The organism is Tamilnaduibacter salinus, from assembly GCF_003096655.1.
In the GTDB taxonomy this organism is placed as follows: Bacteria; Pseudomonadota; Gammaproteobacteria; order Pseudomonadales; family Oleiphilaceae; genus Tamilnaduibacter; species Tamilnaduibacter salinus.
The window spans coordinates 33699-50438 of the sequence record NZ_QEKQ01000010.1 but is presented as its reverse complement, the minus strand read 5'-3'; the positions used below and the strand labels follow the sequence as shown (position 1 = coordinate 50438).

15 protein-coding genes are annotated in these 16740 nt (G+C 62.0%); 5 read left to right on the top strand and 10 right to left on the bottom strand.

The genetic code is table 11. The features are described 5' to 3' along the window. Positions 1 to 96 precede the first annotated feature (96 nt). On the bottom strand, positions 97 to 1629 hold the full coding sequence (locus C8D92_RS14290) for a flavin-containing monooxygenase (protein ID WP_116919765.1): 1533 nt from the start codon (positions 1627 to 1629) through the stop codon (positions 97 to 99). 71 nt (positions 1630 to 1700) lie between these two features. Then, complete coding sequence (locus C8D92_RS14285) at positions 1701 to 2639, bottom strand: metal-dependent hydrolase (RefSeq protein WP_243402460.1); 939 nt, start codon at positions 2637 to 2639, stop codon at positions 1701 to 1703. Positions 2640 to 3000: 361 nt separating this feature from the next. Here C8D92_RS14285 and C8D92_RS14280 point away from each other — a divergent pair, with 361 nt between their 5' ends. Beyond that, positions 3001 to 4659: an FAD-binding dehydrogenase gene (locus tag C8D92_RS14280; protein ID WP_116919763.1), complete on the top strand. Its 1659-nt coding sequence runs from the start codon at positions 3001 to 3003 to the stop codon at positions 4657 to 4659. Between the two features lie 12 nt (positions 4660 to 4671). Here the strand turns inward: C8D92_RS14280 and C8D92_RS14275 are convergent, their stop codons facing one another. Next, a complete protein-coding gene (locus C8D92_RS14275) occupies positions 4672 to 5391 on the bottom strand; it encodes an alpha/beta hydrolase family protein (RefSeq protein WP_116919762.1) in 720 nt (239 codons plus the stop codon). Positions 5392 to 5507: 116 nt separating this feature from the next. On the opposite strand from C8D92_RS14275, the gene hmuQ reads away from it, so the two are divergent. Next, complete coding sequence (gene hmuQ / locus C8D92_RS14270) at positions 5508 to 5813, top strand: heme-degrading protein HmuQ (protein WP_116919761.1); 306 nt, start codon at positions 5508 to 5510, stop codon at positions 5811 to 5813. A 2-nt stretch (positions 5814 to 5815) separates the two neighbouring features. Further along, positions 5816 to 6598, top strand: a complete 783-nt coding sequence (locus tag C8D92_RS14265) for an eIF2B alpha/beta/delta subunit family protein (RefSeq protein ID WP_133243133.1) — start codon at positions 5816 to 5818, stop codon at positions 6596 to 6598. Here the strand turns inward: C8D92_RS14265 and C8D92_RS14260 are convergent. After that, positions 6595 to 8151 carry a BCCT family transporter gene (locus tag C8D92_RS14260; RefSeq protein ID WP_116919759.1) on the bottom strand — a complete coding sequence of 519 codons (1557 nt, stop codon included), beginning with the start codon at positions 8149 to 8151 and terminating at the stop codon, positions 6595 to 6597. The two genes, C8D92_RS14265 and C8D92_RS14260, sit on opposite strands and share 4 nt — an antisense overlap. Before the next feature lie 193 nt (positions 8152 to 8344). Next, complete coding sequence (locus tag C8D92_RS14255) at positions 8345 to 9637, bottom strand: alkane 1-monooxygenase (protein WP_116919758.1); 1293 nt, start codon at positions 9635 to 9637, stop codon at positions 8345 to 8347. A 201-nt stretch (positions 9638 to 9838) separates the two neighbouring features. On the opposite strand from C8D92_RS14255, the gene C8D92_RS14250 reads away from it, so the two are divergent. Continuing rightward, positions 9839 to 10375: a YgjV family protein gene (locus C8D92_RS14250; RefSeq protein ID WP_116919757.1), complete on the top strand. Its 537-nt coding sequence runs from the start codon at positions 9839 to 9841 to the stop codon at positions 10373 to 10375. A 20-nt stretch (positions 10376 to 10395) separates the two neighbouring features. Here C8D92_RS14250 and C8D92_RS14245 read toward each other — a convergent pair whose 3' ends face one another. Genes C8D92_RS14245 through C8D92_RS14235 form a run of 3 tightly spaced genes read right to left on the bottom strand, consistent with a single transcriptional unit; the run spans position 10396 to position 13510 of the window. Next, complete coding sequence (locus C8D92_RS14245) at positions 10396 to 11217, bottom strand: SDR family NAD(P)-dependent oxidoreductase (protein ID WP_165819288.1); 822 nt, start codon at positions 11215 to 11217, stop codon at positions 10396 to 10398. Between the two features lie 47 nt (positions 11218 to 11264). Next, entirely contained in the window at positions 11265 to 12026 is a 762-nt protein-coding gene (locus C8D92_RS14240) for an SDR family oxidoreductase (protein ID WP_116919755.1), read from the bottom strand. Continuing rightward, positions 12023 to 13510 carry a flavin-containing monooxygenase gene (locus C8D92_RS14235; protein WP_116919754.1) on the bottom strand — a complete coding sequence of 496 codons (1488 nt, stop codon included), beginning with the start codon at positions 13508 to 13510 and terminating at the stop codon, positions 12023 to 12025. Before C8D92_RS14235 ends, C8D92_RS14240 begins: the two co-directional genes overlap by 4 nt. A gap of 190 nt (positions 13511 to 13700) precedes the next feature. On the opposite strand from C8D92_RS14235, the gene C8D92_RS14230 reads away from it, so the two are divergent. Further along, complete coding sequence (locus C8D92_RS14230) at positions 13701 to 14828, top strand: potassium channel family protein (protein WP_116919753.1); 1128 nt, start codon at positions 13701 to 13703, stop codon at positions 14826 to 14828. Between the two features lie 13 nt (positions 14829 to 14841). On the opposite strand, the gene C8D92_RS14225 is transcribed toward C8D92_RS14230, so the two are convergent. After that, the gene (locus tag C8D92_RS14225; RefSeq protein ID WP_116919752.1) at positions 14842 to 15651 is read right to left on the bottom strand and encodes a DUF1338 domain-containing protein; all 810 of its coding nucleotides are present in this window, start codon (positions 15649 to 15651) and stop codon (positions 14842 to 14844) included. Further along, positions 15641 to 16738 carry an arginine N-succinyltransferase gene (locus tag C8D92_RS14220; protein WP_116919751.1) on the bottom strand — a complete coding sequence of 366 codons (1098 nt, stop codon included), beginning with the start codon at positions 16736 to 16738 and terminating at the stop codon, positions 15641 to 15643. The genes C8D92_RS14225 and C8D92_RS14220 overlap by 11 nt, the downstream gene beginning before the upstream one ends. Positions 16739 to 16740 lie beyond the last annotated feature (2 nt).

Sequence of the window (16740 nt, the reverse complement as noted above, 5' to 3'; positions counted from 1 at the left end):
CTCTGGCCAAGGCGCCAGCCCGCCGGTGTGGTGGTTCCAGGTAGAAGTCATGCCAGGAGACGGGCCCCCAAACAGGGCCCGCCATGCAACGGGCCGTCAGTGAACGGCGTGGGCCACATTGTCCTGGTGTGCGCTCTTGAACGGCCGCACCTCGGCCTTTTCACCATAGACGACATCGTAGTCTTTCAGGCGGAACACGTTCAGGCGGCGTTTCAGCGCGCTGAGCGACCATGGCCAGGCGGCGAAGTTGCGGCCATTCTGATCGAGGTAGTAGCTGCTGCATCCGCCGCTGTTGAACACGGTGCTCTGCAGGTTCTTCTGGACCTTCCGGTTGTGTTTACTGAGCACCGAGGGTTTGATCTTCAACTTGCTGACCCGCTTCTCCTTCATCTTCCACAGGCCATCGATGATGTAATCAAGCTGCGCTTCGGCCAGGCGGATGAACGAGTCGTAGACCAGCACGTTCGGGCCGAGAATCAGAAAGGCGTTGGGCGTGTTTTCGATGCTTGTGCCGAGGTAGGCTTCCGGAGAGCTGTTCTTCCAGAGGTCGGCCAGCCGTTCGCCGTTCTCGTTGACCACCTTGTTGCCGATGGGCGGGTGGGCCACATCGAAACCGGTGCCCCAGATGATCACGTCCACCTCGCGCCGCTCGCCGTTGGCGCCAACGACCGTGTTGCCATCCACCTCAACCAGTCCGCTGGGGATCAGTGAGGTGTTGTCCGCCTGAAGCGCCGGGTAGTAGTCGTTGGCGAACAGGATGCGCTTGCAGCCGAGCAGGAAGTTCGGGGTGACGGCTTTTCTCAGTTCCGGGTCGCGGATCTGCAGGCGCAGCAGTTGCTTGGCGGCGACACTGACCGGCTTCATGGCCACCGGGTTGCGAAGGCCGAAATTGATCACGCTCAGGGATCCTGCCACGGCCTTTCGCCAGGTGCGCTGGATAACCGGGAACCGATCGATGGCCTGCTTGCTGGTCTCGTCCAGTGGCATGTCCGGCTTGGGCAGCACCCAGGGTGGCGTACGCTGGAACACATGCAGTTCTTTGACTTTGGGCTGGATCTGCGGGACGAACTGAATGGCCGATGCCCCGGTGCCAATCACCGCGACGCGCTTGCCAGTCAGATCGTAGTCATGGTTCCAGGTCGCTGAATGGAACATCTCGCCCTTGAACGTTTCCAGGCCGGGGATGGGCGGCGTCTGCGGTTCGGTGATCGGGCCGGTTGCGAACACCACGGAGCGGGCCAGGTACTGGCCGTTGGTGGTGTCCAGGCGCCACAGATGCCGGTCTTCGTCCCAGGCCGCCTCGTCCAGAGCGTTGTTGAACTCAATCAGCGGGGTAATGCCGTAGTGATCGCTGACCTCTTCGAGATAGTTCAGGATTTCCGGTTGCTTGGCAAACAGGTGGCTCCACTTGCTGCTTGGGGCGAACGAATAGGAGTAGAGCGATGAGGGCACATCGCATCCACAACCGGGATAGGTGTTCTCGCGCCAGGTCCCTCCGACCCGGTCCGCTTTTTCAATAATGCGGAAGTTGTCGTAGCCCGTTTCCCTGAGCTTGATCGCGGCGGCCAGGCCGGAAATGCCAGCGCCCACGATGAAGGTGTCGTAGATATGCGAGTCTGTGCGTGCCATGCGTCGTGTTCACCTGTCTGAAAGCGTAAAAGGCCCGGATCCCGGGCCGTTTATCAAGTTGTGTGGTTGGATCAGGCCCGGACGGGCGGCACCACCTCTTTGGTCAGGTAGGGCGTCAGCAGGCCCTTTTCCGGGTCGAGGAGACGCTCCTTGTAGTACGCCAGATACTCCGACGTGTCGTGGTCGTTGGGGTGGAAATCCGGGCGCAGGTAGTCAAAGACGTGACTGATGGTGCTGCCATAGACGCCGTCCTTGCGACCGACGATCAGATCGAGACTGCGTTTGGCGTCTTTCCAGAAGCTCAGGCTGATCAGGTTGCGGGGCTTGCGGATAAACGGAATCAGGACGCCGCCCAGCGGCACCAGGAACCAGATGGTCACCAGCGCCATCGCGAACCCGCTGATGCGCAGTGGATAGTTGCCGGACAGTTGCTCGAAGACATCATAGGCAATGTCCTTGTGCTCGGACTCCTCCAGCATGTGCCACATCCAGAGTGCGCGCTGTTTTTCGTCCTCGCTGTGAAAAAAGTGCGCCTCGTGCTTCATCATGAACTCGGCAAGCACGGCGGTGAAGTGTTCGATCCCCGCCATCAGTGACAGTTTCATTGGCTGAGGAAAACGCCGGAAGCCGTGATCGAACACATTGCGGGCCAGGAACCGGTAAAAGGTGACGGGGAACCGGTGCGCTTTCAGCACCTCATTCCACTCTTCATGGACCTTGGAGTGCAGCGCTTCCTGACCGATGAGTGCCGTCACGCGCTGTTTCAGATACGGATCCTTGATGAGATCCCGGTGATAGCGGGCGGTTTCGATCACCAGATCCTCGCCGTAGGTCAGGAAAATCGACAGGGCCTCGAAGTAGGCGCTGGCCAGCTCCGTATTGACGAAGAACCGGGTGTCGGCCTCCTTGGCGTCGAACCCGAAATTCATGTGGCGGATGGGAATGTCCGGCCGGTCCTGATCCGTGGTGTGCTCTCGGGCTTGAGGCGGCGTCATTGTGGCTGCGGTCATGTCGACTACCTGCATTGGAAAACGAAAAAGTGAGGTATTTTCTAGCATTCAGGCTAGGGCGCTTTTGTGTTCGGGTTCAATTCGGAGCCATTCGCCCTACGAGGGCGCTCCGGTTCGGTAAGGGTAATGCCATCGACTGCCCCGAAACGCCTCAACCACGGGGTCTGGCGACGAACAGTGTGGCTGCCATCACGCTGCCTCATGAGCGCGCCCGCGAAGTCAACCGAATGCTTGTTCGGATTTTGTTTGGCGTATCCAGGAGCGATTGCGACAGTGGAATACGGGATGTGTATTGAATGGTCGACGGCTTTTCTCTAATTTCAGCGGACAACCGATCAACAACCATAAGAATGAGGCAACTATGGCCGAGCAGGCGGATGTCATTGTCGTGGGTGCGGGCCTGGCAGGTCTTGTCGCCGCCACTGAGCTGGCGGATGCGGGTCGCCGGGTCGTGATCGTCGAGCAGGAGCCCGAACAGAATCTGGGCGGTCAGGCGTTCTGGTCCCTGGGGGGCCTGCTGTTCATCGATTCGCCCGAGCAGCGACGGATGGGCATCAAGGATTCCCCTGAGCTGGCATGGGAAGACTGGCTGGGTACGGCCGGTTTCGACCGGGAGGAAGACTACTGGCCGCGCCGGGTCGCGGAGGCCTACGTCGATTTTGCTGCCGGTGAGAAACGCGAATGGCTGCGGGCGATGGGGCATCGGGTGTTCCCGGTGCTCGGCTGGGCGGAGCGGGGTGGTTACGATGCCGGTGGCCACGGGAATTCCGTGCCACGGTTCCACATTACCTGGGGCACCGGCCCCGGGATCGTCGAGCCGTTTGAGAAACGGGCGCGCGAAGCCGAGAAGAAAGGCCTGATCCGGTTCTGCTTCCGGCACCGGGTTGATGAGCTTCTGACGACCGGCGAGCACGTCGATGGGGTGCGCGGTCAGGTGTTGGCGCCCGACCACGCGGAACGCGGCGTGCAGACCAACCGGGATGAGCAGACACCGTTTGAATACCAGGCGCAGGCCGTGATCGTGGCGTCTGGCGGCATTGGTGGTAACCATGAGCTGGTACGTCGCAACTGGCCGGACCGTCTGGGCAAACCGCCGGAGCGCATGGTCAGCGGTGTGCCCGCGCACGTCGATGGCCGGATGATTGGCATTACCGAATCCGCAGGCGGGCGTGTGATCAATCCGGATCGGATGTGGCACTACGTGGAGGGCATCCAGAACTGGAACCCGATCTGGCCGAATCACGGCATCCGGATCCTGCCGGGGCCGTCCTCACTGTGGTTTGACGCCGAAGGCCGACGCTTTCCGGCGCCGCTGTATCCGGGGTCCGACACGCTGGGCCAGCTCGCGCATATCCAGTCCACCGGCTACGACTACAGCTGGTTCATTCTCGATCAGAGCATCATCAAGCGGGAGTTCGCCCTGTCCGGTTCCGAGCAGAATCCGGACATCACCGGTAAGAGCTGGTTGCAGACGCTTCAGCGCCCGTTGGGTAAAAAAGGCACGGGGCCTGTCGAAGCGTTCAAGGAGCACGGCGTGGATTTCGTGGTCCGGGACAATCTGGAGGACCTGGTGAAGGGCATGAACGAGCTCAGCGGGGACCACCTGCTGGACCCGGTCGATATCCGGCGCCAGATCGAAGCCCGGGACCGACAGCTTGATAACGCCTTCACCAAGGATTTCCAGGTCATGGCCATGCACAACGCCCGTCAGTTCACGGGCGATAAGATCGTGCGGACTGCCAAGCCACACCGACTGCTGGATCCGAGCCATGGACCGTTGATCGCCGTCCGGCTCAACATCCTCACCCGTAAGACGCTGGGCGGTCTTGAAACCGACCTGGACGCGCAGGTGCTCAACGAACAGGGCGAGCGGATTCCCGGGCTCTATGCGGTCGGAGAAGCCGCCGGCTTCGGCGGCGGCGGCATGCACGGCTACCGGGCGCTGGAAGGCACCTTCCTCGGGGGGTGTCTGTTTTCTGGCCGTAATGCCGGTCGGGCAGCGGCGAAGGCGATCGGGTAACGGCCCACCGGATCAGGGGGGTGTGGTTGGATCGATCTCGAACCGACCCTGTCTGAGAAACGCGCGGATCTGACGGTGCACCGTTTCCGAACGTCGGATCGATACATGGGATTCGGGGAGCACAATAAAATCGTCCATGCCGTCCAGAAGCGTGGAGGCGACGGAGACCGTGCTGTCATTCGGTGAGTCCAGGAAAGGAATGGGCACCGGCGACGGATTGTTGTTACCGGCGATGACGCCGATCGGCGTCGTCAGCGTGGCGCCCGGCAGTCGCTGTGGCCGGGATTCGCTCAACGGGGCAGCGGCGCTGCCGATCAGGCACGCCAGAAGCGGGTGCCCCTCGAAATGGCTCACCACAGAGGAGCCATCATTGGGTGGCGCGAGCATAACGACGCGTCCTCCGGGCGGGAGGGCGTGGGTGGCCAGGTAATAACGAGCGGCGAGGCCGCCCATACTGTGGGTGACCAGATGGACGGGGCCACTCGTCAGCGTCTGGCATTGCCGGACCGCTTCCGCCATTTCCTCTTTGGCGACCGCCTCCAGGGCCTTGCCGGTGGAATCGTAATCGATACTGACGGTGTGGAAACCGCTTTCCCTGAGGCTGTTGGCCAGCGGTTGCATCGCCCACGCGTTGCGCCAGAGGCCGTGGACCAGCACCACGCATTCGCCTGTGGCGACCTCCGGTGATGGCTGCGTCGTGGTACAGCCGCCGGTGGTGATCAGAAGCGCCAATGCCCACAGACAAAGCCGATATCGTTGCACGTGCGGATGACAGTAAGCGATAGTCAACGTCCCTTCGTACGTTCCGAAGAACAATGGTACCGAATGTCCACAGCCAAGGAGAATCTATGTTTATCGCAATGAATCGATTCCGGATCACGCCCGGCGAAGAAGCCGCTTTTGAAGACGTCTGGCGCAATCGTGACAGTCACCTGGAAGGTGTCCCCGGCTTCCGTGAGTTCAAGCTCCTGCGCGGCCCGGAACGTGAGGACCACACACTCTACGCCTCCCACACCATCTGGGAGTCCCGGGAGGCCTTCGAGAACTGGACGAAGTCCGAGTCGTTCAAGGCCGCTCACCGCAACGCCGGTGACAACAAACACATGTACCTGGGCCCCCCGGAATTCGAAGGCTTCGACATCGCCGTGGGTTGATCGTGACCTTTGAATCCGACGTTGATCGCATCATCGCGGATCGCCAACACGGCTCCTCGTGGCTGGTGGCGGAGATGATCCGCGCCTGCCGGTCGCTGAGGGGCGATCCACAGGCGACCGGGCGTCTGCGCGATGCCTTCGGTCGGTTCCGGGCCATCGACCGGTCAATGGCCGTCGTTCACCATTTTCTGGACGCATTGGAGCCGACCCTTGGGGGCGACTTTTTTGGAGCACTGCAAGCGTATGAGCATTATTGGTCCCGTGTTCCTGAGCGCGTGGTCCAGACGCTCACAGACCAGCTTGATACCGGTCCGGTCCGGCTGCTGACGCACAGCCACAGTCAGGTCGTGATTGATGCGCTTGTCGGTTTGTTGGAGTCCGGTGTCGATCTGTCGGTCTGGCAGACCGAGTCCCACCCCGGAGGTGAAGGCCGCGCGGCGTTGAAGGAATTGCGCAGACATGGAATTGAGGCGGAGCTGGTTCCGGACCGGCCCGCCGATCATGACCTTGCCGATGTCACGGCCCTGGTTCTTGGGATGGATCAATACACCGCTGAAATGTTTGTGAATAAGGTGGGGAGTGCCGGCCTAGTGGCGACGCTACTCGCGTTGGGGAAGCCAGTCTACGTGCTCGGTGATCCGCGCAAGCGTGTCTGTCGACTCAGACATTCCGATGCGCTGTTCGAGGCGGTCCCCTGGCAGCCGGGCGTCATGCTGGTGACCGGAGAAGGAATGGCATCAGCCGACCCGGGGGTGGCCGCGGGATCGGCTGATGGAGATCGTTAGACCAGCCCCTGCTCCTCGGCGAGCGCCCGGGCCGCGCGCGGACCGGTCCAGAGTGAGGGCAGGATGATGAACGACACCGGGATGGCGGTCAGCACGATAAACTGCTGCAGCACGCCAATCTGACCGGCGCCCATGTAGAGCAGTAGCGCCGCCATCAGCGCCATGGCGCCACCCCAGAACACCCGCACACCTGGATGCGGTTCGTCATGCCCGGAGCCGACCATTGCAATGGCGTAGCTCATGGAGTCACCGGTCGTCGCCACGAAAATCGTCGTGAGCAGCAGGATCGCGGCCGCCATGAACGTGCCGCCGGGCAGGGCCTGCGCCACGGTGAGTGTCGCGACGTCGAACTGGAAGTTGGACAGGGCGTTGGTCAGGTCGAACACGCCATTGAGCTGGTAGTAGATGCCGGAGCCGCCCAGCAGGGTGAACCACAGGGTCGTGGCAACGGGGGCGAGAATCGCCACGGCGAGAATGGTCTCGCGGATGGTCCGGCCCCGGGAAATCCGCGCCACGAACACCGCCATCAGCGGTGTGTAACCGATAAACCAGGCGAAGAAAAAGACGGTCCACCACTTCATCCACCAGTCCGGGGCGGACTGGGAGGTCATCGTTGCCATGGTGAAGAAGTCGTCGACGTAGGCACCCATGGACTGGAGGTACGTGTCGGCGAGAAACAGTGTGGGACCAAAAACAATGATCACGGCGGCAATCGCCAGCGCCAGGAAGACGTTGAAACGGCTCAGCATCTGGATGCCCCGGTGAAGGCCGGTCATGGCGGAGGTCATATACACGGCAGCCAGCACGACCAGAACGATCAACTGCGTCCGGAAGCCGTCGCTCAGACCGAACAGCTCGCTCATGCCGAAGCTCATCTGCGTGGCCAGAAACCCGATCGGGCCGACCGTACCAGCGACGACGGCAATGACGCAGCAGGCGTCGATGATCGCGCCCAGTTTGCCCTGAATAGCACGCTCACCGAACACCGGAAACAGCAGCGTTCGCGGTTGCAGCGGTTTGCCCTGACCGTAATGGGCCCGGGCAAGCACAACGGCCGTTAGCGATCCGAGCACCGCCCAGGCGAGCACCCCCCAGTGCATGAAGGACTGTGCCATGGCAGGCGCGACGGCGGCGGGCGTGCCAGCCTCGGTGGCTGTTGCGGGAGGCGAAACCAGAAAGTGGTAGACGGGCTCGCCAGCGGCGAAGAACACGCCGCCACCGGCGAGGAGCGTGCACAGGATCATCGACAGCCAGCGGAACCGGCCGATTTCCGGTCGATCCAGACCGCCGAGGCGAGCCTGTGCGCTTTTGCCGAGTGCGACCGCCATGGCCACAAAAAAGGTGCCCAGAAGAAGAAGCTGAAAGAAGGAACCAAAGTAGGCGGCCGTCCAGGTGAAGCCCTCGCCAATCAGAGAAGCGAGCCACTTCGAGTCGTAAATCGAGGCGCCGACGAAGAGCACGATAAAGCCAATGGTGAGGCTGAGGACCAGACGGTCCGTACCAGCCTGTGGCCGCTCGCTCGCGGCGGAAGACAGGGTGTTCGGAGATGACATTAGGGAGCTATCCATCAGGGAAAGGGCCGCGGAGGCTATCTGAGTTGATTGACCGGGTCAAAGTGTTGCGGTCGCGGATTGTACGAACAGGCGGGGATACGTCGCGAACGGGCCTCTGGATGGTAGGAACAGCAAAAAAGCCCCGGCCGGGCAGGACCGGATCGGGGCTCGTCACCGAGTGGGCGGATTAGCATCAGGCCGTTGCGGATTCCTGTGCGGGAGTGTCGTTCTCTGTTTCGGTGGCCGCTTTGCGATCCGCCCGAGCTTTTTCGGCCACCGCTTCTGCGTAGTCGGCGTATTTCGCGATCAGCTCTTCCTTGCGGTCCGGGTCCCAGTTGATCTTGCTGAGGTCGCCCTCGTAGTGGTCGATAACGCGCTTGTCCATCATCTCGTACCACCAGGACGGTAGATACGCGGGGAGCAGCATGGAGGCATACCCACCCGGCAGCTGCGGTGCCTCTTTGAAGTGCCGCAGGGCCTGGAAGCTCCGGGTCGGGTGCGCATGGTGGTCCGAGTGGCGCTGGAGCTGATAGAGGAACAGGTTCGTCACTGTGTGGTTGCTGTTCCAACTGTGCTCCGGCTGGGTGCGCTCGTACCGACCGTTCTCTTTCTGCTCGCGTTTCAGGCCGTAATGTTCCAGGTAGTTGACCGTCTCCAGCAGGCTGGCACCGTAAACCGCCTGACCGGCCAGGAACGGAATGGCGCGGGGGCCACAGACCAGGGTCGTGGCGCCGAAGAAGCCGGCACTCATGGCCCAGCCCTGAAGCAGCTCGTTGTCCAGTGACCAGAACCCTTTGCCACGGCGCTTGAGTCGGGCCTTCTCGATCTCCACGGCGGACTTGATGCCGCCGACGACCGTGCGCGGCAGGAACTTCCAGAAGCTTTCGCCCATGCGGCTGCTGGCCGGGTCTTCCGGCGTCGCAACGCGCTTATGGTGGCCGAAGTTGTGCTCGACCACGAAGTGGGTGTAACCGGTCGGTGCCAGCGCCATCATCGCCAGCAGCTTCTTGCTCTTCTCCGGCTTATGGCCCAGTTCGTGGGCGGTGTTGATGCCGATGCCGTTGATCGCGCCCACTGTCAGAGTCAGTCCGAGCTTGTCGGACGTCGGCGTCTTCTTGCGGCTGGCCAGCCAGGCGCCAAGCGCTGTCACGGCGTACTGGGTTGGAATGAACGCCTTCACGATGCGCTCGTAGTACTTGTCTGCTTCCAATTCGCTGACCGCGGAATCGGGCGGGTTGCTCGGGTCCTCGCCAATCGCGCGATCCAGCGCGGGGATGATGCCGTGCACCAGTGCCGGGCCGGTCCAGGCCAGACCGCGCAGCTTCTTCGGTGCAATGGCATAGCCACTCAGGGCCACCAGGCCAATGCCCGGCAGGGCGGGGCCCATCAGCCAGAGGTAGCGCTTCGGGTCCCGCCAGGAGCGGCCCTTCTGATTGGTCTCGGTTGGCTGGGCTTCGTCCAGGTTGTCTTGGATCTTGGCATTCATGGGAGACGACTCCTTGCTGATCTGTATCATTGACTTTATGTCAGACAATATAACAATTCAACAAGAGAGGCGTATTTTTTCTGAACGGAATCACAAATGTCCTGTCTGGTTCGGTGAGATCCGACTGGGTAACGGGCATTCTGCAGAGACGAGAGGGATTGTCCGCCGTTAGACTGGCGTTTTATCGGTCAGGGAGGCCGCATGCTGGCGGACATGACACTGTCGGAAATGGCCGGTCAGGTCGTCGGGCTGATCGCGCTCGGCTTCTGTATCGCAGGCTTTGCGAGCACTCGGGATGAGCGGCTCATGGGCCTTCTGATTGGCGCCAATGTGGCCTTTGCCACTCAGTACGCGTTGTTCCAGAGCTGGACGGCGGCCGCGTTGACGGTGCTGGTGATTGTCCGCATTGGTCTGGCCCGGCGTTTTCTCGGCAGCGTGCCGGTGATGATGGGGATGCTGGCGGTCAGTGCGGTTGTGGTGGTGCTGACCTGGCAGCGCTGGATTGACGTGTTTCCCACGACCGCGATGCTTCTGGGCACGATCGGTATGTTCATGCTGCGCGGCATCCCCATGCGGTTGTTCCTGGCGGGGGCAGGGCTGGCATGGATGGCGAACAACATCGCCATTGGCTCGATTGGTGCGACCCTGGCGGAAGGACTGGTTGTGGTGACCAACCTCGTGACCATCGTCCGGCTGTCGCGGATGAAACGCCGTTACCCGGATCTGGATCTGTCCTGACCCGGTTCGTGGTGAGACGGCTATTTCAGGAACGGCAGCTCCGACCGGGACAGCCGCCCGAGAACGCCGGGCGTCAGCCTTTTTGCCACATACAATCCCCAGGCTTCCGGCGAGACCGGCTGAACAGCGACATTGTGGCGCACGGCCTTGAGAATGGCCTGGGCGACCTGCGCTGGGGTGTAGTTGCGCTTGTGGTAGAAGTCCACGATCTTCGACTGCCGGTCACCCTCGCTCATTTTTCCCTCCATCACCGATTTGGCGACGATGGGCGTGTCGATGATGCCCGGGCAGATCGCCGTGACGCCAATGCTGTGCTGCGCCATGTCGGCCCGCAGCGCCTCGGTAAACCCCTGCACGGCGAACTTGCTGGCAGCATAGACGGGAATGTCCGGTGCGGCATAGTAGCCAGCGGCCGAGGCGGTGTTGATGACATGTCCGCCTTCCCCCCGCGCCACCATGTTGGGGAGGAACGCGTGACAGCCATGGACGACGCCCATCAGGTTGATGTCCAGGGTCCGGCGCCAGTTCTCCAGCGTGGTGTCCAGAAACCGGCCAGCGGTGCCGACGCCGGCATTGTTCATCAGCACATCCAGAGCTTCGATCTCGCCATGCACTTCCTCTGCCATGGCCCGCACGGACGTTTCGTCCGCGACGTTGCAGTGCAGGGGGTGACCAGTCGTGCCTTTGTCCCGGACCAGACGGGCGGTTTCCTGGTTGCCGGTCTCATCAATGTCGGCCAGCCACGAGCGGGCACCGGCTTCGGCAAAGGCGAGCGCAGTTTCGCGGCCGATCCCGCTGGCACTGCCGGTGATCAGTACTTCCTTATCGCGAAAGTCTTTCATTGGCATGGGCTCCTCGTTCGGCGGCTGATGAACATGGCACCGCCGCCTCAGTGGCGACTGAGCCAACTCATCGTCCATTTGGTGGATCGGCTGGGCAGCACCTTGTCCATCAGGGTCATCAGTCTGAAGAGACCGCCCACCGGATTATGGACCGGAGTCGGGCCGTTGGCTGCTTTGTACACCTCCCCGGCGATGTCGTCGGCCGAGAGGTTCACCCCGAGCCGGTCCACCACGGGGGCCCGGTATTCCGCTTCATCCAGCATCGGCGTTTTTACGAAGGGCGGCATGATGTCCACCACGCGGATGCCCTGGCGTTCCCACTCGATATTCAGTGCTTCGGTCAGCCCCCGTACGGCGAACTTGCTGGCGGAATAACTGGCAAAGTCGGGCGTGCCGTACAGCGCCGACGCCGAGCTCATGTTGATGACGGCTGGCTGATCGCCTTTTTTCAGGTGCGGCAGGGCGGCCAGGCTCATGTTCATCAGGCCGTTCACATTGACGTTGATGATCTGCGCGTGCTGATCGGCGGCGATGTCCTCGAACGCGCCCATACGCAGGATGCCGGCGCAGTTGAAGAGCACATCGAGTCCATCATGCGCCTCGGCAAAGGCCTCGCAGGCCTCGATGCAGTCGCTGTGACTGGTGACGTCCAGCCGCTGGTACCAAGCGCCGGCCAGTTCGTCTGAGAGCGAGACCAGCGCGTCGTTGTTCACGTCCAGCAGACCCACAGTCCAGCCGTTGCGGGCAAACAGGGTGGCGGTCGCGCGTCCGATGCCGCTGGCGGCGCCGGTGATCAGGATGCGTTTCATGCGTGTGACGACCCTTGTGATGGTTTGGCGGGGATGAAGTCGTAATCGTCCGTGGCAATGGCCCGGGTCCGGCGCCGGTAATCAAAGGTAAAACCCGGCCAGTTGTTCGTGTTTTTACCGCTGGCGGTCTTGTACCAGCTGTCGCAACCCTGGTCCCAGACGGTGTTGCGGATCTGCGCCTGCAGCCGGTCATTGAAGCGGGACTGGGGTTCCGGACGGACTTCCATTGCCTGTACGTCCGGGCGGTCAAGTGCGTCAATGCACTGCAGGACGTAGTCGATCTGGCTCTCGAGCATGTAGATGATGGAGTTATGCCCGAGGTTGGTGTTGGGCCCGTAAAGCATGAACAGGTTGGGGAAGCCGTGGACGGTGATACCCAGGTACGCTTCCGCGCCGTCTCGCCAGGCGTCATTCAATGACTTCCCGTCACGCCCGGTGATCGTCATGGGGGAGAGGAAATCCGTGGCCTGGAACCCGGTGCCATAGATGATCACATCCGCCGGGTGGTGGGTGCCGGTGTCGTCCACCAGTCCGTTGCGGGTCACGGACTCGATGCCGTGCCCGACGACCGAGACATTGTCCCGGGTCAGCGCATCGTAGTAGTTGTTGGACATGAGAATGCGTTTGCAGCCCATCGGGTAGTCTGGTGTCAGTGTCCGGCGCAACTCCGGGTCCTGGACCTGCTTTTTGAGATGGCGCTGGAACAGCCACTCATAACCGACCATGGCCTTTTTGAAGACGGTAAAGCCGAGCACCCGGGTCTCGAACGTGGTGTACAGTTTCAGCCGATCCAGAGTCTGGGTCACGGGCAGTTTGCTCATGACCCAGTGCTCGGTGGGATGGTAGAGCCGGTCGGGCTTGGGCAGCACATAGGCGGCGGAGCGCTGGAACAGGGTGAGGTGACCGGCGGACTTTGCCACTTCCGGAACAAACTGGATGGCACTGGCGCCGGTGCCGACCACGGCGACGTTTTTACCGGTCAGGTCCACCCCGTGATCCCAGCGGGCGCTGTGGAAGTGCGCTCCCGCAAAGTCGTCAATGCCAGAGAGCGGCGGGTACGCGGGCCGGTTGAGCTGCCCGGTTGCGGTAATCAGCGCCCGTGTCGTCAGCGTGTCGCCGTCGCTCAGCGTCACGGACCAGAGCCCGTCCTCATCCCGGTAATGCGCTTCACAGACCTCGGTGTTGAACCGGATACGGTCGTCCACTGCGTACTTGCGGGCACAGTACTGCAGGTAATCGAGGATCTCGGCCTGGGGCGCGAAGCGTCGGCTCCAGGGGTAGTGCCGCTCGAACGAGAAGGAATACAGGTGTGAGGGCACGTCGCAGGCGGCGCCCGGATAGGTATTGTCCCGCCAGCAACCGCCCACATCGTCGCCTTTTTCGACGATCAGGAAGTCATTACGGCCGCGCTCTTTCAGTCGGATGGCCATGCCAAGACCACCAAAACCGGCGCCGATGATAAGAACGGGAATATCGGGCTGCATCTGTTTCACCTCTCCAGATTAGTGTAATCACTCTAACCGGAAAACGCCCGTCGGGGGATGACTGCAGCGACCAACAAAGTGTTCATATCCGCCAAGGCAGTGTCCTGGCCATGAACCAGCGGCAAGCGAGTCGATGACATGGACCGGGCCTGCTACGCTTGAGCCCGATGTTCGCTGGTGACGACTCACAATGTTGATTCTCAAAGCACTGCGCCGACCCTCCCGACGGGCGATGACCCGCCATATCCAGGTGGACATGGGCGCGCGCCTGCGTCGTGTGCTGGGGTGGCTGCTGTTGCTGTCCGGTCTGCACGTGGTGGCGATGACTGGGTTCGAGTCCCTTGGGGTCGGCGATGCGGTCTGGTTGACGCTCACCACACTGACCACCGTGGGCTACGGCGATTTCTCGGCCACCACGGCGATGGGGCGGCTGGCGACAACCGGCTTCCTTTATCTGGCGGGCATTACGCTCATGGCGCAGCTGGCGAGTGACTACATCGACTACCGCCTGAAGCGCAAAGACGACATGATTCAGGGCCGCTGGAGGTGGCAGATGCAGGACCACTTGCTGATCATCAACAGTCCCAACCGCAATCCCGACGTGTATTTCCGCCGTTTGCTGGACCAGCTCAAGGCCACGCGGGAATTTGCGGACACGCCGGTTCAGATTCTGACGGATGGGTTTCCCGATGGCTTGCCGGCCGGTCTGCGGGAGCAGGGGGTCGTTCACCACCACGGTGATGCGACCGATCCGGAGGCACTGGCGGCGGTGACACCAGCCCAGGCGCGGGCCATCATTGTGCTTGCCGCGGACGAGGACAGCCGCACCTCGGACAGTGTCACACTGGATGTGTTGATGCAGATCGACCGGCAGTGCGACGGGCGCCAGCCGCTGACGGTGGCCGAATGCGTGACCACCGATAACCGCGAACGGGCCGAGCGCCTTGGTGCCAGCTCAACGCTGCGCCCGATCCGGGCGTATCCGGAGATGCTGGTGCGGGCGCTTGTGGCACGGGGGTCGGAGAAGGTGCTTGAGAACCTCTTCACCCACCACGACGACCATCCGGTCCGTTACGAGGTGACGCTGGAGAATGTGGTCTGGGCGGACGTTGCCTGTCGTCTGCTGGTTGCCGGCATGGGCACGCTCATGGCCTACATCACCGAGGATGAAGAGGTCGTGTGCCACCCGGCTCATGATCATCGGTTCAGCGCACGGGCACTGATCGTGATGGTGCGTGAGGAGGCGATCCCGGACCCGGCTCAGGTCGACGACTGTATCCGCGGTCCGATGCCGGATTTACCCGTTTCGGCCTCCTGAGCCCGACGGGACACTAGCGTCCGGCGGCGTGGGTGCTCTCGAAGATCTTGTCTGCCGAGGCCGGTACGAAGCCACCGTACAGCTTGCCGTCTTTGTCCGGATAACGCTTGGCGAACTCGTAGAAGCAACTCGGGATGCGTGCCGTTCGGTCACGAAACCGGACGTCGGCCTCGTCGGCCAGCGTTGAGGACTGTTCCAGCAGGACTTCCGGCGAGCCTTTGATCTCGCCGCCGGAGTCGTTGAGACGGTAGCCGGCATCCTTCAATGCCTCGTTGACTGACGCCAGGGTCGTGTACTGCTCCAGCGCATTGACGCTCACAGTGAAGTGATTCGGTCGCCAGCCCCAGGCGGCCATCCAGGCTGCGTATTCGCTTTCCTCAAGCAGCGTCCGGTACGTGGCCTCATCGATGGACCAGTGGGCGCCGGAATAGAGAAAGTCGTCCGCATCCACGGCTGCAGGATCGACCTGCGCGACAAGATCCCCAACGATTGCCTGCAGTGTCGGCGAGCATTGGTCGACGAGCAGTTCCGAGATAAAGACCTTCGGCGCCGTCGGGTCAGGATGCTCGTAGTGGCGGGCATACAGTTTCTTGGCATCAAAGTGATACTCGCCGCCCCTCTGATAGCCGAGTACCCGGAAGTGCTCGGCCAGCCGGTCAAGGCGCACCGGGTCAAGGTTGAAGGTGCGCAGGGCGATGTGATCATTGACGATGGCTTGCCCCTGGGTGCCGCCCAGCAGCCGGTGAATGTCCTTTGCCGAAGGTGTCACGGTCAGGTAGTGCTCCCACAGCTTCTGGAACAGGGTGTGACGGTCAGAGTGCATGGGAAACCTCCTTTGGCATGGTGGCCTGAGCCGCAGGGCTCAGACGGGTGAATCCAATGGTGTCGCCGCTGGCGCAGTTCAGTTGTTCGAGAACGTGGCCCGGTACCAGCAGGCGATTGTGGCGCGGCAGGTAAACAGCCTGGTCGGTCACCGTGGCCCGGAAATCACTCACGCCGCCATTGGCAATGGCGATGGTGTCATGATGATGCGTTCCGTGAGCCTGTGCCAATGTGGCGTCGGTGTCTTCCAGGGGCTGGACCGAGCATCCGATGCTGTCACGGATGCTGCGGATGTCGTCTCGCCGGACTTCGAGCGTCGGGCCGGCATCGAATGGGTCGACATAGCCCGTATACCGGAATCCCTCTGACTCCAGCATCTGACGTGCGGGGCGGGTCTGCTGATGCACCTCACCGATGGCCCGGCAGGCCGCGTCATCCAGAAACCGTGAGTAGATCGGGTGGCGTGGCATCATATCGGCAATGGCCCGGGTGTGGCCCAGACCCGCCAGCCGGGTGACGGTCTCGAAATCAAGGTTGACGAAGTGGCGCTGGAAGGCCTGCCAGAACGGGGATTCGCCATTGTCGCCGGAAACGCCGCGCATTTCTGCGATCACCGTGTCGGCGAAGCGTTCCGGATGCTGGGCCATAAACAGGAACCGCACACGCGAGAGTAGGCGGCCGGCATTGGCGCGCCGGAACTGTGGCCGCAGAAACAGGCTGCAGACTTCGGAACAGCCGGTGTAGTGATTGCACAGGTGCAGCACATCCTGCTGGCAGGCCAGCCCCAGCTCCGGTGAGCGATGACGGACATGGGAGATCTGGAAGTGGTAAAGCGGGTTGCGGTGCCCCACGGCGGCTTCGATGCCCGTTGTTCCCATGATGTCGCCGGTATCCGGGTCCTCCAGAACGAACAGGTATCCCTCGCGGTCCGGGGCGTCCACCGAGCGACGGAAGCTGTCCATGGCGTGGGCGATTTTCTGCTCGAGAAACACGCGGTCATCAATCAGTGAGTTGAATCCGGGTCCGGATTCCACTGCGATGGCCTGCAGAGCGGGCAGATCGCTGTCAGTAATGGGGCGGATGATCATAA